This is a genomic window from Cupriavidus sp. SS-3 (assembly GCF_035818815.1).
Classification (GTDB): Bacteria; Pseudomonadota; Gammaproteobacteria; order Burkholderiales; family Burkholderiaceae; genus Cupriavidus; species Cupriavidus taiwanensis_C.
Genome location: NZ_JAYLVT010000001.1, coordinates 560,081 through 580,889, shown reverse-complemented (window position 1 = coordinate 580,889; position 20,809 = coordinate 560,081). Strand labels below are relative to the sequence as shown.

Sequence of the window (20,809 nt, the reverse complement as noted above, 5' to 3'; positions counted from 1 at the left end):
AGCGTGTCGCAGCCTGCACTGCCAATGTCGTTGACCTTGCAGGCTGCAACGGAAGCGAGATCCGGATTTCGTACTGGCCCGCGCCGCGGGATGGCAGGCCGAAGTCCAGATCGCTTGTTTTTATTCCCAGGAGAACACTATGGCAGCATCTGCCTACTACGATCAGGTACAGAAGGTCTACGTCGCCTACTACGGCCGCCCGGCCGATCCGACGGGCCTGGAGTTCTGGGCCACCAAGCTGGACGGTGTCGGTGGCAATCTGAACGCGATCATCGATGCCTTCGGCAATTCGGCCGAGTCGACTGCGCTGTATGGCGGCCAGACCCACGGCGAGAAGATCAACGCGATTTACCAGCAGATGTTCGGCCGTGACGCCGAACCGGCCGGCCTCGCCTTCTATACCGGCCTGCTCGCGGCAAACCCGCCCAAGGCCACCCTGGCCAGCATCGCGCTGGACATCGTCAACGGCGCGCAAGGCAGCGACAAGGTCGCCATCGATGCCAAGCTGGCCGCGGCCGAAGGCTTCACCGCGGCCCTCAACACCACCACCGAAATCCTGAAGTACAGCGGCGACTGGGCCGCACAGCAGGCGCGTGACTGGCTCAAGCCGGTCGACCAGGCTGGCGAGGGTGGCAACCCGCAAGCCGCGATCGACAAGATCGTCGCCGGCCCGGCACCGCAACCGGGCAGCAAGGTGCTGACCACCGCCATCGACACCATCACGCTGGGCGCCGCCGATACCGTGACCGGCGGCACCGAGACCCTGACCCAGGGCGACTCCATCACCGGCCCGGGCAAGGTCGTGCTGAGCCTGGCTGCCAAGCAGGATCTCTACTCCGGCACCACCATCGCCGGCGCCAGCAAGGTCACCATCCAGCCGACCGGCGATGTCGCCGTCACCACCAAGAACTGGACCGACATCCAGCAGGTCGTGGTCGAGAAGGTCAAGGGCGACGTGAGCCTGGAAGACCTGCAGGGCGCCGCCACGCAGTATGACCTCGTCGACGCGATCCAGGCCGAAGACAAGATCACGCTGAACTTCGACGGCCAGCAGATCCAGGGCAAGGAAGCCAACGTCTCGGTCAAGGAAGTCAACGCGACGGTCGAGATCAACACCGATGCCGGCTTCGACGTCGAGACCATCAACCTGACCATCAACGATGACAAGGCTGGCTTCGAGTCGAACCTGACCGACCTGATCGGCGACGGTACCAAGACGCTGAACATCAAGGGCGGCCAGGCCGGCCTGAACTTCGGCATCAAGGGCGCGCTGGACTCGACCCTGACCACCATCGACGCCTCGGGCGCACTGGCCAACCTGAACCTGAACATCTCGGAATCGGACCAGCAGGTCAACGTCAAGCTGGGCTCGGGCAACGACGTGCTGAACGTCGGCGACTCGCTGCGCACGGGTGACGTGATCGACGGCGGTGCCGGCGCCGACAAGGTCGTCGCCGTGTTCGATGCCAACGCCACGGTCGCCGAAGCCAACCGCGCGCCGACCATGAGCCGCGTCGAGACGCTGGACGCCACGTTCCTGAACGCGGTCCACCTGGACGGCACCAACATCAACGACCTGGCCACGATCAACCTGAAGGCCTCGACCGGCCGTGCCGACTTCAACAACTTCGACAGCACGCTGAAGACCCTGAACATCCAGGGCAACCTGGCGCAGGGCGTCGAAGTGGATTACGACGGCCAGGCGCTGACCACGCTCGATATCAACATCGAAGGCACCACCAGCGCAATCGGCAACGCCGGCAATCCGTCGGGCATCCGCGTCATCAACGCCGACAAGGTGGCGCTGAGCCACAACGGCAGCGAGAGCGTGGTGATTTCCCGCGGCCTGCAGGTGGACGACTCGTTCTCGGGCCGCTACACCACCGACCTGTCGATCACCAACAACTCCGCTGGCAACCTCACCATCGATGGCAACAACTTCACGGACAGCGTCATCCTTGATGGCGACACCGTGCAGCGCCTGAACATCAAGTCGACCGGCCTGGGCGACCTGTCGCTGGGCAACCAGTTCGAAAGCCTGATGGATGAAGCGACCAACCTGCAGCACCTGGTCGTGGAAGGCGCCACCGACAGCGACATCGAGATCGGCCGCGTGGGTGATGCCCGTGCCGCCGGCGACCTCGAAACCGTGAAGCTCAGCACCGGCATCAGCACCGAGTTCACCTCGTGGGGCATCGATGCCGCCGGCGCTGACAAGCGCGCCACCATCACCAGCATCGACATTGCTGCCGCGGCTTCGGGCCATATGCACCTGCTCGGCGGCTTCGAAGGCGGCGAATGGCTGCAGGCTGCATCCGTCAACCTGATGAAGGTCGACGTGGCTGCCGGCGCTTCGGTGAACGGCGACGCCAGCGGTACGGTGTGGGCGAATGGTCAAGGCTATGCCGGCCTCGACATCCCGGTCGGCTACTCCAGCCTGGTGCGCCTGGACCTGGACGAGCAGGCCGGCGCCGACAGCAAGCTGATCCTGTCGGGTTCCGGCGAGGTCACCGGCTTCGCGTTCGAGGACAACAACTTCGCCACCATCGACGCATCGGCCCTCAAGGGCAGCGGCGTGACGATCGTGATGGAAGATCCGTCCGACGCGGCAGCGTTCACCTTCATCGGCTCGGGCCAGCGTGATGTGGTCTACGCCTCGAACAGCGCCGATACGCTCAACGGTGGCGCCGGCGACGACACGCTGTTTGGTAACGGCGGTGCCGACGTGATCAACGGCGAAGCGGGCGACGACGAGCTGTTCGGCGGCGAAGGCAACGACACGCTCGACGGCGGCGCAGGCGATGACTTCATCGCCGGCGGCCTCCACGCCGACGTACTGACCGGCGGCGCGGGCGCGGATTCGTTCTACTTCAACTTCGACCAGAACCACCTGGCCGAGGCTGGCAAGTCGACGAACCCGGGCGCGGCGGCCAAGCAGGACGTCATCACCGACTTCAAGGTGGCCGAGGACACCATCCTGGTCGACGTGTCGAACCCGCTGGCCCAGGGCGACTACGCCATGTACGTGACGAACGCCCCGGGCGGCAACGGCCTGCCGGCATTCGCCTTCTACATCGGCGACGGCCTGGATCCGGTCAACGTCGTGATCCGCGTGGGCACGTACAACGAAGACGGCTCGTTCAACTACAACGCCAGCGGCACCGACCTGCAACTGCTGTTCAACACCGAAGGCGAGGCGTTCAACCCGCTCGACTTCACGCTGAACAACGGCGCCCAGGCCTTCGTACAGGCCGAGCACGAAGTCGCGCTGCTGGGCGCGGCGAACCAGCTGGGCAGCCTGTCGACGTCGGACCTGGTCTGGGTCTGATCGTTACCCGGTAGTTGTAGCTTGCAGTGGGAAAGGGCTGGCCGCGGGCCAGCCCTTTTTTCCAGTCGGATTGCCGCGCACTGGTCCCCATGCGTCCCGCGACCGTATGCGCCCGCTCGCCTTATCGTATGAATGTCCGCTTCATCATGCCCGATGCCGCTCCCGCGCAGCCCCCTTTCGTACTGGTCATGCGCGAAGACGACGGCGGATGGCACGTCCGGATGCTGACGGATGGCTTCGTCGTCTCGCTGACAGAGACTTTCTCCACCAGGCAGGAAGCTGTCGCCGCGGCGGCCGAAGCCTTCCCCAGCCTGCAGATCGATATCGGTGCGCCGCCGGTCAAGGCACACGGTCAAACGGACCCCTGAGATCCTGAGGCCCTGAGGCGCCCGCTTCCCGACGATGCGCCGGGCACCCATGGCAATCGTCAGGCCACAACCCCGCCATGCACCGGCGCACCGCCTTCGGGCACCTCCGCACTCAGAATCGTCCCCGTGGTGGATTCCGTCATCAGCAGCGTCTTGCCGTCAGCGCCGCCGAAGCACAGGTTGGTCAACGACGCGCCGACCGGCGTGCGGATGACTTCGACCGGCTCGGCGCGATGGTTCAGCACCCAGACATAGCCAAGCCCCGGATTGGCCACCAGCAGGAACCCGTCGGCACGCATGGCCAGCCCGTCCGGACCGCTCGGTCCGTATGACGTGAAGAACCGGCCCACCTTGCTGACGGAGCCGTCGGCCTGCAGCGGCACGCGCCACACGCAGTTGCCCCGCGTCATGGCGACATACAGCACCTTCTCGTCGGGCGACAGCACCAGGCCATTCGGGCTCGGCGCATTGTTCAGCAGCACATCGAGCTTGCCCGCGGGCGACAGGCGGTAGACGCGGCCGGTGGGATCGTGCATGCCGGTCTGGCCCTGGTCCGTGAAGTACAGGTTGCCCGCCGAATCGAAGGTCAGGTCGTTGACACCGCGGAAGCGCTCTGAATTCCTGCGCTCAAGGAACGGCGTCACGGCACCGGTCTCCGGGTCCAGCCGCATCAGCCCGTTGCGGTAGTCGGTGATCAGGAAGTCGCCGCTGGCCAGGCGCTTCATGCCGTTCGGCTCGCCGTCGTACTCGGCCACCAGTTCCCAGCTGCCCTGCAGCGATATGCGGAACACGCGGCCATAGGGAATGTCGGTCACCCACAGGTGGCCTTCCGACCAGACCGGGCCTTCCAGGAATGACTCCGTGACCGCGCCGCCGCGATTGGCCAGCGACCACGCGTTGTCCCGATCCTGCCGCCGGAACGATTGCGGCAGGCGGGTAAGCACCGTGGCATCGCGCACGGTGGGTTGCTGAAGAAGGATCATCGTGGATGCCAGTGCGATTACTGCTTTTCGATATTGGCCTTCTGCGCAACGGCCGCCCATTGCTCGGTTTCGCGCTGGATCAGCTGTGCAAACGCGCTGCTGTCCAGGCTGCCCGGTTGCGAGCCCATTTGCGCCAGGAACTGCTTCATGTCAGGCGACTGCAGGGCCTTCTGCACCTCTGCCTGCAGCCGGGCGATCACTTCCAAGGGCGTTCCCTTCGGTGCCGCCAGGCCTGACCAGTTGAACAGGTTGAATGTCGGCAGCCCGGCTTCCGCGAAGGTCGGCACTTCCGGGAACACATCGAGCCGGCGCTTGCCGCTGATGGCAAGCAGGCGCATCTGGTTGCCCTTGACCGGCGCCAGCGCGGTCGGCGTGGACACCACCAGCAAGTCGACGCTGCCGCCCAGCAGGCCGACCATGGCTTCGCCGGCACCCTTGTACGGAACGTGCATCAGCCTGATGCCGGCGGCCTGCTGAAAGGCTTCCGCAGAAAAATGGGGCGAGCTGCCCGGACCGCCGCTCCCGAATGTCACCTCGCCCGGATGCGCCTTGGCGTATCGGATCAGCGACTCCAGGTCCTTGAAGCGCGAATCGGCCTTGACCCCGACCACCACCGGCGAGAACGCGAACGGGGCGATCGGCACCAGCGCGGTCTGGTGGTCCCAGTTCAGTTTCTTGAAGACGTAGGGCAGCGTGGTGTAGGAGTTGTCATTGGCCAGCAGCGTATAGCCGTCGGCCGGCGCCTTGACGACCAGCGTGGTGCCGATGGTGCCGGAAGCGCCCGGCTTGTTCTCGACCACGAAACTCTGGCCGGTCTGCTCGGTGAGCTTCTGCGCCACCTTGCGGGTCACCACGTCGACGGCGCCGCCCGGGGGATTCGGCACGACAATGCGCACGGGCTTGTCGGGGTAGGCCGCCAACGCCGGCGCCGCACTGGCGGTGGCGATCGCGGCGAGCACTGCAAACAGACCAAATTTGCGATGAATCATCGTTGTCTCCTGGCAGCGGCCGGTCCGACTGCCCGCCGGCCGCCATGCCTGTATTGTTTTGACCGGTGAAGCGTCGAAGCCTCGCCTAGACCGCCGCGGCAGAGCCCTGCAGCACGGCAAGCACGTTGTTCGCGGCGCCCACGCCCATGTTCACGTATGCGGCATCGCTGACGCCGCCGATATGCGGCGACAGGATGACGTTCGGGAGGTTCTGGAACGGATGCGGCACGGCCATCGGCTCGACGGCGAAGCTGTCGAGGCCCGCCGCGTAGAGCTTGCCGTCGAGCGCCTCGGCCAGCGCCGGCTCGTCGACCAGGCCACCGCGGGCGGTGTTGACCAGGATGGCGCCGTGCTTGAACAGGGCCAGCGTCTCGCGGTTGAGCATGCCGCGGTTTTCGTCGGTCAGCGGACAGTGCAGCGACACCACGTCCGCTGCCTGGTAGAGCTGCGGCAGCTCGCTGACCAGCGCGACGCCGGCGGGTGGTGTCTTCGCATAGGGATCGAAGGCGATCACGCGCATGCCCATGGCCACCCCGGTCACCGCGACGCGGCGGCCGATCTCGCCCAGGCCGACGATGCCCAGGGTGCGGCCATTGAGTTCGATGGTCTTGTGGATCGACTTGTCCCAGTGGCCCGCGCGCATGCGCGCGTTCAGCTGCGGCACCGCCTTGGCACAGGCGAGGATCAGCGCCCAGGCATGTTCGGCCACCGCGGCGGCATTGGCGCCGACCGCGGCCTTCACGGCGATGCCGCGCGCGGCCGCGGCCTTCTGGTCGATCACGTCGATGCCGCTGCCGTGCTTCGAGATCACCTTCAGGGCCGGCGCCGCATCCATGACTTCGGCCGTCACGTTGCCATAGCGCACGATGATGCCGACCGGGTTGTGCTGCCGCGCCAGCGCAACCAGCTCGTCGGTCTGCGGCTTCTTGCCCGCGAACACGATCTGGTAGTCACCAAGCAGCGCGAGCGCTTCCGGTGCCAGGTCCGCACCCGTGACGATAATGACGTCCTTGCTGGTCACAGGGCTTCTCCCTGCTTCAGGACGCCGGCCGTGACCAGCGATGCCAGCAGCCACGGCGCGGTGGTATTGCCCTCCTTGATCTGCGCGATGCGCATGGCTTCGGCCTCTTCCTTCTTCGCCGCGGCATCGAGCAGCGCCTCGATCTTGCCGCGCTCCACCACGACCAGTCCATCGGCATCGCCGCAGATATAGTCGCCCGGGTTCACCGTGACGCCGCCGACGGAAATCGGGTGGCCGATGCGGCCGCCGACTTCCTTGGTCGGGCCATTGGGATTGGTGCCCACCGAGAAAACCGGGAACTGCATGTCCTCCAGCTCGAGGCTGTCACGCACGGCGCCATCGATCACGACCCCGGCGATCCCCCGCTGCCTTGCGGCATGCATCATGATCGTTCCCATCAGCGCGGAGGTCTGGTCGCCCTTGCCGTCCACCACCAGCACATCGCCGGGCTGCGCCAGCGCCAGCGCGGCGTGGATCATGAGGTTGTCGCCGGGACGGACTTCCACGGTGAAGGCGGGGCCGGCGACCTTCATGGTCGGACGCAGGGCGCGGATGCGGCCATGCAGGGCGCCGCGGCGTCCGCCGACATCCGACAGGATCGCCGGCTGGAAGCGCGCGGCACGCTCGACCACGGCGGCGGGCACGCGCTCGAACGATTTGATGATGTTGGGCAAGCTCATGGAAAACTCCAGCAAGATGAGAGGGATAGGGTCGAAGTCGATCAGTCCAGCTTGGTGCCGGAGGCCTTGATGACCGCGGCCCAGCGGCCGATGTCCTGCCTGATCAGCGTGGCGAACGCTTCGGGCGTGCCGACCAGCACCGAGGCGCCTTGTTCGTTCAGCTTCCTGGCCAGCGCCTGGGACTGCAGCGCCTTGTTGAATTCCGCATTGAGCCGCACGACGATGTCCTTCGGGGTCGCGGCCGGCGCGACGAAGCCGAACCAGGTCGCCGTCTCGAAGCCGGGATAGCCGGACTCGGCCACGGTTGGAACCTGGGGCAGGTCGGGCAGGCGCTTCGCTGACGTCACGGCCAGCGGCCGCAGCTTGTTGTTCTTGATGTGGCCGAGCAGCGTCGGCACGGACGCCATGTACAGGTCCACCTGTCCGCCCATCAGGTCGTTGACAGCCTGTGCCGCGCCCTTGTACGGGACGTGGGTGAATTTGACTTTCGCGGTGCTTTGCAGCTGCTCGCCACCCAGGTGGGCAACGGTGCCGTTGCCCGGCGAGGCAAAGTTCAGCGATGCGGGCTTGGCCCGGGCGGCCTGGATCACGTCCTTCATGGTCTTGTAGGGCGAGTTGACGTGCGTCACCAGCACCAGCGGCGCGGAGGCGACCAGGCTGACCGGCGCCAGGTCCTTCAGCGGGTCATACGGCAGGTGTTCGTACAGCGAGGCGTTGATGGCCAGGTTGCTGGTCTGCCCCATGGCGATGGTGTAGCCATCGGCCGGCGCCTTGGCCGCCGCGTCGACGCCAAGGTTGCCGCCGGAGCCCGGCTTGTTTTCCACGACAAAGACCCAGCCGGTCGACTTCGCCACGGTATTGGTCACCTCGCGCGCGATGATGTCGGTGCCGCCGCCGGCCGGGAATGGCACGATCACGCGGATGGGCTTGGCGGGATATGGCGACGCGGCATGGACGCTGGCGGATGCCATCAGCAGGCTGGCAAGGGCCAGGAGGACGCGGCGGGATGTGGACTGCATGGATGTCTCCGAATCTGGTTTCGTTGTGCTTCGGATTGTGGTGCATCGTTTCACGGCATACAATGCCGTTTCACACTGTGCACCGCGTTTCGTGCCATGAACCTCAAAAGTGATTCACACAACTCCCCATCCGCCGATGAGGGTTCCGGCGCCGTGATCGCCGTGACGCGCGCGTTGCGCGTGCTGGAAGCCTTCGGCGTCAACGACCCGCAGCTGTCGCTGGCCGAACTGAGCCGGCGCACCGGCATCCACAAGACCACGGTGCTGCGCCTGGCGCGCACGCTGGCGGCGGACAACTACCTGGTGCAGAAGGAGGACGGCAACTGGCGTCTCGGCCGCGCCGCCGGCTGGCTGGGCGCGTGCTACCAGGCCACCTTCAACGTGCAGGAAGTGGTCGAGCCGGTGCTGCGCGAACTGACCATCAAGACCGGTGAAAGCGCTTCGTTCTACGTGCGCGAGGGCCAGCAGCGAACCTGCCTGGTCCGTGTCGAAGGCCCCCAGGCCATTCGCCATCACGTCAGGATCGGCGCGGCGCTGCCGCTGGACAGCGGCTCGCCGGGGCGGGTGATCCTGGCTTTTTCTGGCGAACCAGGGGAGCTTTACGAGATGATCCGGCGCCGCGGCTTCCACCTGTCGCTCGGCGAACGCGAGCCCGAGGTCTCCAGCGTGTCGGCGCCGGTGTTCGGATTGCACTGGCGCCTGCTGGGGTCGATGTGCATTTCCGGGCCGACTTCCCGGCTTGGCGAAGCGCGGCTGCTGGAGCTGGCGCAGACCGTGGTCGACGCCGCGAACAAGCTTTCCTATGCGATGGCGGGCAGTCAGCGGCCCGCGCTGCCAGGCGACAGGCAGCCGGCAACCTGGCATCCCTGACTGGCCCGTCCCGCATTCCCGGCCGGCCACCGTGCCACCCCCCTGCGCGCCTTCCGCGGCCCATGCCATGTCATTGCGCGGGGCCGCCGGCATCCCGCGGCGCCAGCAACTTTTCCTGCATTTCAGCACGAATTCAGCAACAAATATCCCCGTTATCTGATTAACCTGCCGGCTCTTTTCCGTTTGCGTGCGCCGCAGACGCAAAAGTTCTCTGCCCCCGCCAGCCCCACAAGGGCTGGCGCGGCCATTCAGATCACACGGAGACAACGAACAATGAGTGCAAGCGCAGAACATCTGCAACGCGGCCTGGGCGAACGCCATATCCGGCTGATGGCGCTGGGATCGGCCATCGGCGTGGGCCTGTTCCTGGGCGCCGGCAATGCCATCAAGATGGCGGGCCCGGCAATCATGCTGGCCTACCTGATCGGCGGCGCGGTGATCTTCCTGATCATGCGCGCGCTGGGCGAGATGGCCGTGCACAACCCGGTGGCCGGCTCGTTCTGCCGCTACGCGCAGGACCACATGGGGCCGCTGGCGGGCTACCTGACCGGCTGGAACTACTGGTTCCTGTGGCTGGTGACCTGCGTGGCCGAGATCACCGCCGTGGCCATCTACATGGGCATGTGGTTCCCCGACGTGCCGCGCTGGATCTGGGCGCTGGCGGCGCTGGCGGCGATGGGCTCGGTCAACCTGATGGCGGTCAAGGCCTATGGCGAGTTCGAGTTCTGGTTCGCCATGATCAAGATCGTCACCATCGTGCTGATGCTGATCGGCGGCGGCGCGATGATCGTGTTCGGCTTCGGCAATGGCGGCGTCGCCACCGGCATCTCCAACCTGTGGGCGCACGGCGGCTTCATGCCGAACGGCGCCTCGGGCGTGCTGATGTCGCTGCAGATGGTGATGTTCGCCTACCTCGGCGTCGAGATGATCGGCCTGACCGCCGGCGAGGCGCGCAACCCGAAGAAGTCGATCCCCGATGCGATCAACTCGGTGTTCTGGCGCATCCTGATCTTCTACGTCGGCGCGCTGTTCGTGATCCTGGCGCTGTACCCGTGGAACGAGATCGGCGCGCAGGGCAGCCCGTTCGTGCTGACCTTCGAGCGCCTGGGCATCAAGACCGCCGCCGGCATCATCAACTTCGTGGTGCTGACCGCGGCGCTGTCGTCGTGCAACGGCGGCATCTTCAGCACCGGGCGCATGCTGTACAACCTGTCGCTGCAGGGCCAGGCGCCGGCGGCCTTCGCCAAGGTGGACCGCAACGGCGTGCCGCGCCGCGCGCTGCTGGTGTCGATCGCCGCGCTGCTGGCCGGCGTGCTGCTCAACTACCTGGTGCCGGAGAAGGTCTTCGTCTGGGTGACCGCGATCTCCACCTTCGGCGCGGTCTGGACCTGGGCCATCATCCTGGTCACGCAGATCCAGTTCCGGCGCTCGCTCGCGCCGGCCGCGCGCAAGGCACTGGCGTTCCGCATGCCGTTCTGGCCGTATGGCTCGTATATCGCGCTGGCCTTCCTGGCGCTGGTGGTGGCGCTGATGGCCTACTTCCCCGATACGCGCGTGGCGCTGTACGTGGGGCCGGGCTGGCTGGTGCTGCTGACGATCTGCTACTACGCGCTCGACATGCGCTCGCGCGGTCCGGTGAGCTACCGCGCCTGAGCCAACGGCGGGTCCGCGCCCCACCGACGGGCCCGCGCCCGCCGGCTGGCCATCGCCTAAAATGGCCCCCGAACCATGCCACCGCAGGGGGCCGCATGTCCGAGACCACCGTGCCCGGCGCCGCCATGGCGCTGTCGCTGCTGTCGCTGGCGATCTGGGGCCTACTGCTGTTCGGGCGCGCCGGCTTCTGGCGCGTGCGCAAGCCACCGGCCGCGCCGGCGCCGGCGCATTGGCCGCGGGTAGTCGCCATCATCCCCGCGCGCGACGAGGCCGAGGTCATCGGCAGCGCGGTGGCGGCAGTGCTGGGCCAGCGCTACCCGGGCCCGCTGGCGCTGGTGGTGGTGGACGACCACAGCGCGGACGGCACCGCCGATATTGCCCGCGCCGCCGCGGCCGTCACCGCGCGGCCCCACTCGCTCACCGTCATCGGCGCGCGCGAATTGCCGGCCGGCTGGAGCGGCAAGGTCTGGGCGCAGTCCGAGGGCCTGGCCGCCGCCGACCGCATCGCGCCGCAGGCACGCTATGTCTGGCTGACCGATGCCGACATCCGCCACGGCCCGGGCGTGCTGGCCGGCCTGGTGGCGCGCGCCGAGGCGGAGCGGCGCGACCTGGTCTCGCTGATGGTGCGGCTGCGCTGCGTCTCGGCGTGGGAACGGCTGGTGGTGCCGGCCTTTGTCTTCTTCTTCGCCAAGCTCTACCCCTTTGCCCGCGTGCGCGATCCGCGCAGCCGCGTTGCCGCCGCGGCCGGCGGCTGCATGCTGGCGCGCCGTGCGGCGCTGGCGCGCATCGGCGGCTTTGCCGCGATCCGTGGCGAGCTGATCGACGACTGCAGCCTGGCCGCGCGCATCAAGCCCGGCGGCGCCATCCGGCTCGACCTGGCCGACGACAGCGTATCGCTGCGCCCCTATGACGACTGGCGCAGCCTGTGGGACATGATCGCGCGCAGCGCCTACACGCAGCTGCGCCATTCGCCGCTGTGGCTGGCGGGCGCGCTCGCCGGCATGGTGCTGACCTATTTGGTGCCGCCGGTGCTGGCGCTGGGCTGGCGGGTATGGCCGGCATGGCTGGCCTGGGCCGCGATGGCGCTGGCCTACCTGCCGATGCTGCGCGAGTACCGGCAGCCGTGGTGGCTGGCACCGCTGCTGCCGGTGACGGCGCTGTTCTACCTGGGCGCGACGCTCGACTCGGCGCGGCGCTACCGGCTGCGGCGCGGCGGCCAGTGGAAGGGCCGCAGCCAGGCCCCGTTGCGCCCCTGAGCCGGCGGCTCAGGGATGGCCCAGGTATCCGTGCGCGCGGAACCACGCCAGCGCATCGCGCAGCCCCTCCTGGTACGGGCGCGGCTGATACCCCAGTTCCTTGCGCGCCTTGTCCGAGGTAAAGAACATCCGGTAGCGGGACATATTGAGTCCATCGACAGTCAGGAAGGGCTCCTTGCCGGTCAGCCGCGCCGCCGCTTCCGCGCCGTAGGCCAGCGGATACAGCGGCCAGCGCGGCAGCTGCAGGGTCGGGGGGCGCCGGCCGCACAGCTGGGCGATATCGCGCAGCATCTGCTGCAGCATCACGTCCTGCCCGCCCAGGATGTAGCGCTCGCCGGTGCGGCCGCGCTCCAGCGCCAGCAAATGCCCGTGGGCCACGTCGTCGACGTGGGCCAGGTTCAGCCCGGTATCGACAAAGGCCGGGATCTTGCCGGTGGCGGCCTCGACGATGATGCGGCCGGTCGGCGTGGGCCGCACGTCGCGCGGGCCGATGGGGGTGGACGGGTTGACGATGACCGCGGGCAGGCCGTGTTCGGCGATACGTTGCTCGACCACGCGCTCGGCCAGGACCTTGCTGCGCTTGTAGGCGCCAATGGCTTCATGCGGGCGCATCGCCGCGGTCTCGTCCACCGGTGCCTGGGCGCCGGCGACGCGCAGCGTCGCCACGCTGCTGGTATAGACCACGCGCTCGACCCCGGCCCGCTGCGCGGCCTCCATCACCGCCAGCGTGCCGTCGACATTGGTGCGCACGATGTCTTCCGGGTCGCGCGCCCACAGCCGGTAGTCGGCGGCGACATGGAACAGGTAGCGCACGCCCTGCAGCGCCGCGGCCACCGCGGCGGCATCGCGCATGTCGCCCTGTGCCACGTTCACCGGCAGCCCCGCGAGGTTGGTGCGGGGGCTCTGCGGGCGCACCAGCACGCGCACGCGCCAGCCGCGCGCCAGCGCCTGGCGCGCCACCGCCGAGCCCAGGAAACCCGCTGCACCTGTCACCAGCACGTCATCGTTTTTGGTCATCAGCCCGTTTCCCCGTAAGGCGGCGTCGCCATGGCCGGCCCGGCGCCGGCCATGGCGGCGCCAGACAAAGCCGGCGTGTCGGGTATATAGTAACCACCGTGCGAGGAAAATGTGATCCGCGGCGGATCTCCGGTGGGTCTGGCTCGATACCGGCATCGTTTTCCGTTGCGCGATCCCAAACACTGAAACCCGTAGCAAAAGGGTCGGGGGCCTACTCCATGCAGGTGATTCTTGCTCAGCCCCGGGGCTTCTGTGCCGGCGTGGTGCGCGCGATCGAGATCGTCGACCGCGCCCTCGTCAAGCACGGTGCGCCGGTGTTCGTGCGGCATGAGATCGTGCATAACAAGCACGTCGTCCAGGGACTGAAGGACAAGGGCGCGCGTTTCGTCGAGGAACTGGACGAAGTGCCGGCCGGCGCGGTCACCATCTTCAGCGCGCACGGGGTCTCGCGCGAAGTCGTCGCCGATGCCCGCCAGCGCCAGCTGCATGCCATTGACGCCACCTGTCCGCTGGTAATCAAGGTCCACACCCAGGGCCGCCAGTACGCCGCCAGCGGCCGCACCGTGATCCTGATCGGCCATGCCGGCCACCCCGAGGTCGAAGGCACCATGGGCCAGATCCCCGGCAAGGTGATCCTGGTGCAGAACGAGGCCGACGTCGCCAAGCTAGACCTGCCCGACCAGACCCCGGTCGCCTACGTCACCCAGACCACGCTGAGCGTGGACGACACCCGCAACATCATCGCCGCGCTCGGACGGCGCTTCAGCAACCTGGTCGGTCCCGACACGCGCGACATCTGCTACGCCACGCAGAACCGCCAGAGCGCGGTGCGCGACCTGTGCAAGCTGGCCGACGTGATCCTGGTGATCGGCGCGACCAACAGTTCCAACTCCAACCGCCTGCGCGAGATCGGCACCGAAAGCGGCGTGCCCAGCTACCTGATCGCCGAAGGCAGCGAGCTGGACCCGGCCTGGGTGCGCGACGCCAACGTGGTCGGCATCACCGCGGGCGCCTCGGCCCCCGAGGCCATGGTCGAAGACGTGATTGCGGCGCTGCGCCGGCTGGGCCCGGTGGAGGTCACCACCATGGCCGGGCGCGAAGAGCATGCCGAGTTCCGGCTGCCGGCCGAACTGGCCGACGTGAAGCCACCGGCGGCATCGGCGGAGGCCGGCACGGACACCGCGCCCGACTGCAGCGATGCCGCCAACGAGAACATTGCAGGCTGAACCAACCAGAGGAAGCTGTCGTGGCCATTCCGCTCCTGCAGGTTGCCCGCGTGGGCGCCTATATCGTCGGCAAGCACCTGTCGCGGCAGAAACGCTATCCGCTCGCGCTGATGCTCGAACCGCTGTTCCGCTGCAACCTGGCGTGCTCGGGCTGCGGCAAGATCGACTACCCCGATCCCATCCTGAACCAGCGCCTGTCGGTGCAGCAATGCCTCGAGGCAGTGGACGAGTGCGGCGCCCCGGTGGTGTCCATCGCCGGCGGCGAGCCGCTGCTGCACAAGGACATGCCGCGGATCGTGCAAGGCATCATCCGGCGGCGCAAGTTCGTCTACCTGTGCACCAATGCGCTGCTGATGGAAAAGAAGCTGGACCAGTACCAGCCCAGCCCGTATTTCATCTGGTCGGTGCACCTGGACGGCGACCGCGAGATGCACGACCGCTCGGTGTGCCAGGAAGGCGTGTACGACCGCTGCGTCGAGGCGATCCGCGCGGCCAAGGCGCGCGGCTTCCGCGTCAATATCAATTGCACGCTGTTCAACGACGCGCAGCCCGAGCGCGTGGCCAGGTTCTTCGATTCGGTCAAGGCGCTGGGCGTCGATGGCATCACCGTGTCGCCGGGCTATGCCTATGAGCGCGCGCCGGACCAGCAGCACTTCCTGAACCGCGGCAAGACCCGCCAGCTGTTCCGCGACATCCTCGGCCGCGGCCGCGCGGGCAAGAACTGGGCGTTCAGCCAGTCGACGCTGTTCCTGGACTTCCTCGCCGGCAACCAGACCTACCACTGCACCCCGTGGGGCAACCCGGCGCGCACGGTATTTGGCTGGCAGCGGCCGTGCTACCTGGTGGGCGAAGGCTATGCCGCGACCTTCCGCGAACTGATGGAAGAGACCGACTGGGACGCCTACGGCACCGGCAACTACGAGAAATGCGCCGACTGCATGGTGCACAGCGGCTATGAAGCCACCGCCGTGGCCGACACCTTTGCCCATCCGCTCAAGGCGCTCGGCGTCAGCCTGCGCGGCGTGCGCACCAGCGGCCCGATGGCGCCGGACATTGCGCTGGACCGGCAGCGGCCGGCCGAATACGTGTTCTCGCGCCACGTCGAGATCAAGCTCGAGGAAATCCAGCGCGCCCGGCCGCCCGCGCAGCAGCCGCGGCCGGCCGAGGCGCCTGCCAGCGCCGCCACGCACTGAAGCCATTGCCATGGCCGCCGGACTTGCCAGCATCCTGCCCGGCGCAGCGCTGGTCTGCGTGGCGGCTGGCTATGCACTGGCCGCGGCCTGGCTGTCGCGACGCAAGCCTGCGCCACGCGGCGCCATGGCCGCCACACCGGTCAGCGTGCTCAAGCCGCTGTGCGGCGCCGAACCCCGTCTCTACGCCAACCTGGCCAGCTTCTGCCGGCAGCGACATCCGTGCTTCCAGCTGGTGTTCGGCGTACGTGCCGCGGACGATCCCGCGATCGCGGTGGTGGAGCGGCTGCGGCGCGACTTCCCGGACTGCGACATCGCACTGGTGATCGATCCGCGGGTGCACGGCAGCAACCTCAAGGTCAGCAACCTGATCAACCTGTCCGGCGCGGCCCGGCACGATGCGCTGGTCATCGCCGACAGCGACGTCGCGGTGGCGCCGGACTACCTGGCCCGCGTGACGGCGCCGCTGGCGGATGCCGGCGTCGGCGTGGTCACCTGCCTGTACCGTGGCCATGCCATCGGCGGCTTCTGGTCGCGCCTGGGCGCGCAGTTCATCGACGACTGGTTCGTGCCGGCGGTGCGCATCGCCCACGCGGGCGGCTCGCGGCGCTTTGCCTTCGGCGCGACCATCGCGCTGCGCCGCGATGCGCTGGCGGCGATCGGCGGTTTCGAGGCCTTGCGCGACCGGCTGGCGGACGATTTCTGGCTGGGCGAGCTGACGCGGCGACTGGGCTTGCGCACGGTGCTGTCGGAGGTGATGGTGTCGACCGATATCACCGAAGACAGCTTTACGCTGCTGTGGCGGCATGAGTTGCGCTGGATGCGCACGATCGCCTCGCTGAACCCGGCGGGCTATGGGTTCAGCTTCGTCACGTTCACCTGGCCGATGCTGGCGTTGGGCGTGTGGCTGGCGCCGCTGCCGCTGGTGATCGCCGCGGCGGCCGTCGGCGTGATGGCGCGCAGCATGCTGGCGGGTGGCGTCGCGGGGGCACTGCGGGCGCCGTTGCGCGATGGCTTGTTGCTGGCCTGCTGGGCGCTGGCGTTGGCTGGCAAGCGGGTGTGGTGGGGGGAGCAGGTGCTGTCGGTCCACGACAGGCAGCGCTCCGGGCGAGCGCCGGCCCTCTCCCCCGCCCCTCTCCCGCAAGCGGGAGAGGGGCGAAAACCGACGAAGCCCGTCCCTGACACCCAACCTTTCGCCGGCATCCATACCAAGAGGCCGTTATGAAAAAAACCCTTTTTCTGCAGGCCCCGTCCTTCGACGGCTTCGATGGCGGCGCCGGTTCGCGCTACCAGGCCAAGCGAGAGATCAAGTCGTTCTGGTATCCCACGTGGCTGGCACAGCCGGCCGCACTGGTGCCCGGCAGCCGCGTGCTCGATGCCCCGGCCGACGGCCTGACCGCGCAGCAGACGCTGGAGATCGCCGCGGACTATGAACTGGTGATCATCCACACCAGCACGCCGTCGTTCCCCACCGACGCAAAATTCGCCGAGGCGCTCAAGCAGCGCCATCCCGGCGTGATGATCGGCATGGTCGGCGCCAAGCCCGCGGTCGATCCCGGCGGCACGCTGGGCGCGAGCGACGCCATCGACTTCGTCTGCCGCGAGGAATTCGACTACACCTGCCAGGACGTGGCCGCGGGCAAACCGCTCAAGGAAATTCTCGGGCTGTCCTATCGCCTGCCGGACGGCTCGCTCGAACACAACGGCCAGCGGCCGATGATCGAGGACATGGACGCGCTGCCGTTCGTGGCGCCGGTCTACCAGCGCGACCTCAAGATCGAGAACTACTTCATCGGCTATCTGAAGCATCCTTACGTGTCGATCTACACCGGCCGCGGCTGCCGTTCGCGCTGCACCTTCTGCCTGTGGCCGCAGACCGTGGGCGGGCATCGCTACCGCACGCGCTCGGCCGCAAGCGTGATCGCCGAGGTGAAATGGATCAAGGAGAACATGCCCGAGGTCAGGGAGATCATGTTCGACGACGACACCTTCACCGACTTCAAGCCGCGCGTGGAAGAAATCGCGCGCGGGCTGGGCCAGCTGGGCGTGACGTGGTCGTGCAACGCCAAGGCCAACGTGCCGTACAGCACGCTCAAGGTCATGAAGGAAAACGGGCTGCGCCTGCTGCTGGTGGGCTATGAGTCCGGCGACGACCAGATCCTGCTGAACATCAAGAAGGGCCTGCGCACCGACATCGCGCGCCGCTTCACCGAAGATTGCCGCAAGCTCGGCATCCAGATCCACGGCACCTTCATCCTGGGCCTGCCTGGCGAAACCCGCGAGACCATCGAGAAGACCATCGAGTACGCCAAGGAAATCAACCCGCACACCATCCAGGTCTCGCTGGCCGCGCCCTACCCCGGCACCACGCTGTACCGCCAGGCGGTGGAGAACGGCTGGCTCGAGGAGAACAAGGTCATCAACCTGGTCAACGACCAGGGCGTGCAGCTGGCGGCGATCAGCTACCCGCACTTGTCGAAGGAGGACATCTACCACGGCGTCGAGACCTTCTACAAGCGCTTCTACTTCCGCCCCGGCAAGATCTGGGAAATCGTGCGCGAGATGCTCGGCAGCTGGGACATGATGAAGCGGCGCCTGCGCGAAGGCGTGGAGTTCTTCCGCTTCCTGCGCTCGCACGAGGCCTGATCCTGGCCCGGGCCCTTTCCGGTGCGGCAACCGGTGCGGCACCCGCTGCCGCACATCGCGCGCTGATCGTCACCGCCGACGACTTCGGGCTGCACCCGGCCATCAACGAAGCGGTCGAGCTGGCCCATCGCGACGGCGTGCTCAACGCCGCCAGCCTGATGGTGGGCGCGCCCGCGGTGGCGGATGCGGTGGCGCGCGCGCGCCGGCTGCCGGCGTTGCGCGTGGGCCTGCACGTGGTGCTGGCCGATGGCCCGGCCACGCTGCCGCGCGCGCGCATCCCGGCGCTGGCCGATGCGCACGGCCGCTTCGGCTCGGCCATGGCGCTGGACGGGTGCCGCTTCTTCTTCCTGCCCGCGGTGCGCCGCCAGCTTGCCGCGGAGATCCGCGCGCAGTTCGAGGCCTTTGCCGCCACCGGCCTGGCGCTGGACCACGTCAATGCGCACAAGCACTTCCACCTGCATCCGACCGTGCTGTCGCTGATCCTGTCGATCGGACGCGACTACGGGCTGCGCGCGATGCGGCTGCCGCGCGAGGCGGGCGCGCCCTGGCTGCTGCGCCCGTGGCTGGCGTTGCTGCGCCGCCGGCTGGACCGCGCCGGCATTGCGCACAATGACTACGTGGTCGGCATCGCGCGCAGCGGCCAGATGGACGAGGCCGCGCTGCTGCAGGCGCTGGCGCAACTGCCCGCCGGCGTGGGCGAGATCTACCTGCATCCGGCGGTGGTGTCCGGCGCCGCCATCGCCCCGTCGATGCACGGCTACCGCCATGCCGACGAGCTGGCCGCGCTGCTGTCGCCGCGCGTGCGCGCGGCGCTGGAGCAGGCTGCCCACCGGCGCGGCGGCTTTGCCGATGTGCTTGGCGGCAGGACGTTGCGCTGACGATTGCCGATGAAACGCCTGGCCTACCTGACCGGACTGCTCGGGCTGCTGGCGCTGACCGCGCTGGTGATCCACCAGGGCGCCGGCGATATCGCCGCCGTGATGGCCCGGGGCGGCTGGCCGCTGCTGTTGCTGGTGCCGCTGCACGCGCTGCCGCTGCTGCTCGACGCGCAGGGCTGGCGCGTGCTGCTGACCTCCGCCGATCCCGACGAACGAGCCGGCGTCGGCTTCCTGTGGTGGGTCGCCGCGGTGCGCGAGGCGGTGGGCCGCCTGCTGCCCACCGTGGGCGTGGGCGGCGAACTGGTCGGCATCCGCCTGACGCGTCTGCGCATCCGCGATACCACAGCCGTGACCGCCAGCGTGGTGGTCGAAGTGATGCTGACGATGTTCTCGCAGTACCTGTTCGCGGCCATCGGCGTGCTGATGCTGGTGGCCGCGCTGCGGCAGAGCGCCAGTGCGTGGATCATCCTGGCCGGCTTGCTGCTGTCGCTGCCGGTGCCGGTGCTGTTCGCGCTGTCGCTGCGCCACGCCGCCTTGTTCGAGAAACTGGAAGGCGCGGCGCGCCGGCTGTTCGGCGCCGACCACCGCATCGTCGCGCTGATCGACGGGGCGCGCCTGGACGCGCATATCCGCGCGCTCAACCGGCGCCACCGCGAACTGGCAAAGGCCTTGTGCTGGCAACTGGCCGGACTGGTCAGCGGCACGCTGGAGATCTGGCTGGCGCTATGGCTGCTGGGACATCCGGTGCCGCTCTGGCAGGCGCTGGCGATCGAGTCGCTGACGCAGGCCGCGCGCCACGTGGCCTTCTTCGTGCCGGCCGGGCTGGGCGTGCAGGAAGCGGCGGTGATGCTGCTGGGCCAGGTGCTGGGGATGAGCGCGGAGGTGGCGCTGGCGGTGGCGCTGGTCAAGCGCGCGCGCGAGATCCTGTTCGGGGTGCCGGCGCTGCTGTCATGGCAATGGGTGGAACTGCGCCGCTGGCGGCGCGCACGGGCCGCGCCCGGGCGCGGGCACCCCTAGCGCGGCCGCGGCGGGCGCCCGCTCAGGTCTCCGACGCCTGGCGCGCGTTGTGCGTGGTCAGGTGCTTCACCAGCCCGTCGACCCCGTTGCGCGCGACGATATCGGCAAACTGCTTGCGGTACACCTCGATCAGCCACGCCCCCATCATGTTGATGTCATAGATCTTCCAGCCGGTCGCGGTGCGCTGCAGGCGGTAGTCGATCTGCATCTCGTCGGCATTGTTGATCACGCGCGTCTGCACCACCACGTCGGTGGCGCCGCTGGCGGCTTTGGCCGGCTGGTAGCGGAACCTGACGTTCTGCTCGCGCAGTTGCGCCAGCGAGACCGCATAGCTGCGCACCAGCAGGGTCTGGAACTGCTCGTACAGCTGTTGCTGCTGCTCCGGCGTGGCCGTGCGCCAGGCGCTGCCCAGCGCCAGCCGCGTGGTGCGCTGGAAATCGGTGTAGGGCAGGAATTGCTGCTGCACGACCGCGGTGATCTTGCCGAGATCGCCGGCGCGGGTCTGCGGCTCCGACTGGATGGTGCCGATCACGCCCTCCACCGCCGCCTGCACCAGCCGCTCGGGGCTGGCGCGCAGGTCGCCGGGCTGGACTGCCTGGGCGTGCACGACGGATGCCATGGCCATCGCCGCAAGCGGCGCCACGGAAAGCAAACGGTGAATCGTCATG

18 protein-coding genes are annotated in these 20,809 nt (G+C 68.1%); 11 read left to right on the top strand and 7 right to left on the bottom strand.

Annotated elements, in window-relative coordinates:
* The first annotated feature begins 139 nt into the window (after window positions 1-139).
* Both U9J39_RS02605 and U9J39_RS02600 read left to right on the top strand, forming a co-directional pair.
* Entirely contained in the window at window positions 140-3,328 is a 3,189-nt protein-coding gene (locus U9J39_RS02605; RefSeq protein WP_115713879.1) for a hypothetical protein, read from the top strand.
* A gap of 128 nt (window positions 3,329-3,456) precedes the next feature.
* Window positions 3,457-3,696 (top strand): hypothetical protein, encoded by a 240-nt coding sequence (locus U9J39_RS02600; protein WP_116314005.1) that lies wholly within the window; start codon window positions 3,457-3,459, stop codon window positions 3,694-3,696.
* Between the two features lie 59 nt (window positions 3,697-3,755).
* On the opposite strand, the gene U9J39_RS02595 is transcribed toward U9J39_RS02600, so the two are convergent.
* From U9J39_RS02595 to U9J39_RS02575, 5 genes are all read right to left on the bottom strand, one after another.
* Complete coding sequence (locus U9J39_RS02595) at window positions 3,756-4,679, bottom strand: SMP-30/gluconolactonase/LRE family protein (RefSeq protein ID WP_326346456.1); 924 nt, start codon at window positions 4,677-4,679, stop codon at window positions 3,756-3,758.
* 17 nt (window positions 4,680-4,696) lie between these two features.
* Window positions 4,697-5,668 (bottom strand): Bug family tripartite tricarboxylate transporter substrate binding protein, encoded by a 972-nt coding sequence (locus U9J39_RS02590; RefSeq protein ID WP_115713882.1) that lies wholly within the window; start codon window positions 5,666-5,668, stop codon window positions 4,697-4,699.
* An 85-nt stretch (window positions 5,669-5,753) separates the two neighbouring features.
* Entirely contained in the window at window positions 5,754-6,689 is a 936-nt protein-coding gene (locus U9J39_RS02585; RefSeq protein WP_326346455.1) for a hydroxyacid dehydrogenase, read from the bottom strand.
* A complete protein-coding gene (locus tag U9J39_RS02580; RefSeq protein ID WP_115683607.1) occupies window positions 6,686-7,369 on the bottom strand; it encodes an RraA family protein in 684 nt (227 codons plus the stop codon). The genes U9J39_RS02585 and U9J39_RS02580 overlap by 4 nt, the downstream gene beginning before the upstream one ends.
* A gap of 41 nt (window positions 7,370-7,410) precedes the next feature.
* Window positions 7,411-8,388 (bottom strand): Bug family tripartite tricarboxylate transporter substrate binding protein, encoded by a 978-nt coding sequence (locus U9J39_RS02575; RefSeq protein WP_115713884.1) that lies wholly within the window; start codon window positions 8,386-8,388, stop codon window positions 7,411-7,413.
* 96 nt (window positions 8,389-8,484) lie between these two features.
* Here U9J39_RS02575 and U9J39_RS02570 point away from each other — a divergent pair, with 96 nt between their 5' ends.
* From U9J39_RS02570 to U9J39_RS02560, 3 genes are all read left to right on the top strand, one after another.
* A complete protein-coding gene (locus tag U9J39_RS02570; protein WP_115713885.1) occupies window positions 8,485-9,258 on the top strand; it encodes an IclR family transcriptional regulator in 774 nt (257 codons plus the stop codon).
* A 273-nt stretch (window positions 9,259-9,531) separates the two neighbouring features.
* Window positions 9,532-10,911 carry an amino acid permease gene (locus U9J39_RS02565; RefSeq protein ID WP_115713886.1) on the top strand — a complete coding sequence of 460 codons (1,380 nt, stop codon included), beginning with the start codon at window positions 9,532-9,534 and terminating at the stop codon, window positions 10,909-10,911.
* Between the two features lie 95 nt (window positions 10,912-11,006).
* A complete protein-coding gene (locus U9J39_RS02560; protein ID WP_326346454.1) occupies window positions 11,007-12,167 on the top strand; it encodes a glycosyltransferase in 1,161 nt (386 codons plus the stop codon).
* A 9-nt stretch (window positions 12,168-12,176) separates the two neighbouring features.
* Here the strand turns inward: U9J39_RS02560 and hpnA are convergent, their stop codons facing one another.
* Window positions 12,177-13,184, bottom strand: coding sequence for a hopanoid-associated sugar epimerase (gene hpnA / locus U9J39_RS02555; protein WP_326346453.1), 1,008 nt, complete (start codon window positions 13,182-13,184; stop codon window positions 12,177-12,179).
* 218 nt (window positions 13,185-13,402) lie between these two features.
* Between hpnA and ispH the strand changes: the two genes are divergently transcribed.
* From ispH to U9J39_RS02525, 6 genes are all read left to right on the top strand, one after another.
* Window positions 13,403-14,410, top strand: a complete 1,008-nt coding sequence (ispH, locus tag U9J39_RS02550; RefSeq protein WP_115713888.1) for a 4-hydroxy-3-methylbut-2-enyl diphosphate reductase — start codon at window positions 13,403-13,405, stop codon at window positions 14,408-14,410.
* A gap of 20 nt (window positions 14,411-14,430) precedes the next feature.
* Window positions 14,431-15,603, top strand: coding sequence for an adenosyl-hopene transferase HpnH (hpnH, locus tag U9J39_RS02545; protein ID WP_326346452.1), 1,173 nt, complete (start codon window positions 14,431-14,433; stop codon window positions 15,601-15,603).
* Window positions 15,604-15,613: 10 nt separating this feature from the next.
* Window positions 15,614-16,825, top strand: a complete 1,212-nt coding sequence (gene hpnI, locus U9J39_RS02540) for a bacteriohopanetetrol glucosamine biosynthesis glycosyltransferase HpnI (RefSeq protein WP_326346451.1) — start codon at window positions 15,614-15,616, stop codon at window positions 16,823-16,825.
* On the top strand, window positions 16,822-18,246 hold the full coding sequence (gene hpnJ, locus U9J39_RS02535; protein WP_326346450.1) for a hopanoid biosynthesis associated radical SAM protein HpnJ: 1,425 nt from the start codon (window positions 16,822-16,824) through the stop codon (window positions 18,244-18,246). The genes hpnI and hpnJ overlap by 4 nt, the downstream gene beginning before the upstream one ends.
* Window positions 18,247-18,308: 62 nt before the next feature.
* Window positions 18,309-19,124: a hopanoid biosynthesis-associated protein HpnK gene (gene hpnK / locus U9J39_RS02530; protein ID WP_116314743.1), complete on the top strand. Its 816-nt coding sequence runs from the start codon at window positions 18,309-18,311 to the stop codon at window positions 19,122-19,124.
* A 9-nt stretch (window positions 19,125-19,133) separates the two neighbouring features.
* Entirely contained in the window at window positions 19,134-20,141 is a 1,008-nt protein-coding gene (locus tag U9J39_RS02525) for a lysylphosphatidylglycerol synthase domain-containing protein (protein WP_326346448.1), read from the top strand.
* Window positions 20,142-20,163: 22 nt separating this feature from the next.
* Here the strand turns inward: U9J39_RS02525 and U9J39_RS02520 are convergent, their stop codons facing one another.
* Window positions 20,164-20,808 carry an MlaC/ttg2D family ABC transporter substrate-binding protein gene (locus tag U9J39_RS02520; protein ID WP_326346447.1) on the bottom strand — a complete coding sequence of 215 codons (645 nt, stop codon included), beginning with the start codon at window positions 20,806-20,808 and terminating at the stop codon, window positions 20,164-20,166.
* Window position 20,809 lies beyond the last annotated feature (1 nt).

What these genes read in the sequence shown, in the direction of transcription:
- U9J39_RS02605 (WP_115713879.1), top strand. Translation starts at nt 140, where the DNA reads ATGGCAGCATCTGCCTACTACGATCAGGTACAGAAGGTCTACGTCGCC.
- U9J39_RS02520 (WP_326346447.1), bottom strand. Translation starts at nt 20,808, where the DNA reads ATGACGATTCACCGTTTGCTTTCCGTGGCGCCGCTTGCGGCGATGGCC.
- U9J39_RS02560 (WP_326346454.1), top strand. Translation starts at nt 11,007, where the DNA reads ATGTCCGAGACCACCGTGCCCGGCGCCGCCATGGCGCTGTCGCTGCTG.
- U9J39_RS02525 (WP_326346448.1), top strand. Translation starts at nt 19,134, where the DNA reads ATGAAACGCCTGGCCTACCTGACCGGACTGCTCGGGCTGCTGGCGCTG.
- U9J39_RS02580 (WP_115683607.1), bottom strand. Translation starts at nt 7,369, where the DNA reads ATGAGCTTGCCCAACATCATCAAATCGTTCGAGCGCGTGCCCGCCGCC.
- U9J39_RS02570 (WP_115713885.1), top strand. Translation starts at nt 8,485, where the DNA reads ATGAACCTCAAAAGTGATTCACACAACTCCCCATCCGCCGATGAGGGT.
- U9J39_RS02575 (WP_115713884.1), bottom strand. Translation starts at nt 8,388, where the DNA reads ATGCAGTCCACATCCCGCCGCGTCCTCCTGGCCCTTGCCAGCCTGCTG.
- U9J39_RS02590 (WP_115713882.1), bottom strand. Translation starts at nt 5,668, where the DNA reads ATGATTCATCGCAAATTTGGTCTGTTTGCAGTGCTCGCCGCGATCGCC.
- hpnJ (WP_326346450.1), top strand. Translation starts at nt 16,822, where the DNA reads ATGAAAAAAACCCTTTTTCTGCAGGCCCCGTCCTTCGACGGCTTCGAT.
- U9J39_RS02565 (WP_115713886.1), top strand. Translation starts at nt 9,532, where the DNA reads ATGAGTGCAAGCGCAGAACATCTGCAACGCGGCCTGGGCGAACGCCAT.
- hpnA (WP_326346453.1), bottom strand. Translation starts at nt 13,184, where the DNA reads ATGACCAAAAACGATGACGTGCTGGTGACAGGTGCAGCGGGTTTCCTG.
- U9J39_RS02595 (WP_326346456.1), bottom strand. Translation starts at nt 4,679, where the DNA reads ATGATCCTTCTTCAGCAACCCACCGTGCGCGATGCCACGGTGCTTACC.
- ispH (WP_115713888.1), top strand. Translation starts at nt 13,403, where the DNA reads ATGCAGGTGATTCTTGCTCAGCCCCGGGGCTTCTGTGCCGGCGTGGTG.
- hpnI (WP_326346451.1), top strand. Translation starts at nt 15,614, where the DNA reads ATGGCCGCCGGACTTGCCAGCATCCTGCCCGGCGCAGCGCTGGTCTGC.
- U9J39_RS02600 (WP_116314005.1), top strand. Translation starts at nt 3,457, where the DNA reads ATGAATGTCCGCTTCATCATGCCCGATGCCGCTCCCGCGCAGCCCCCT.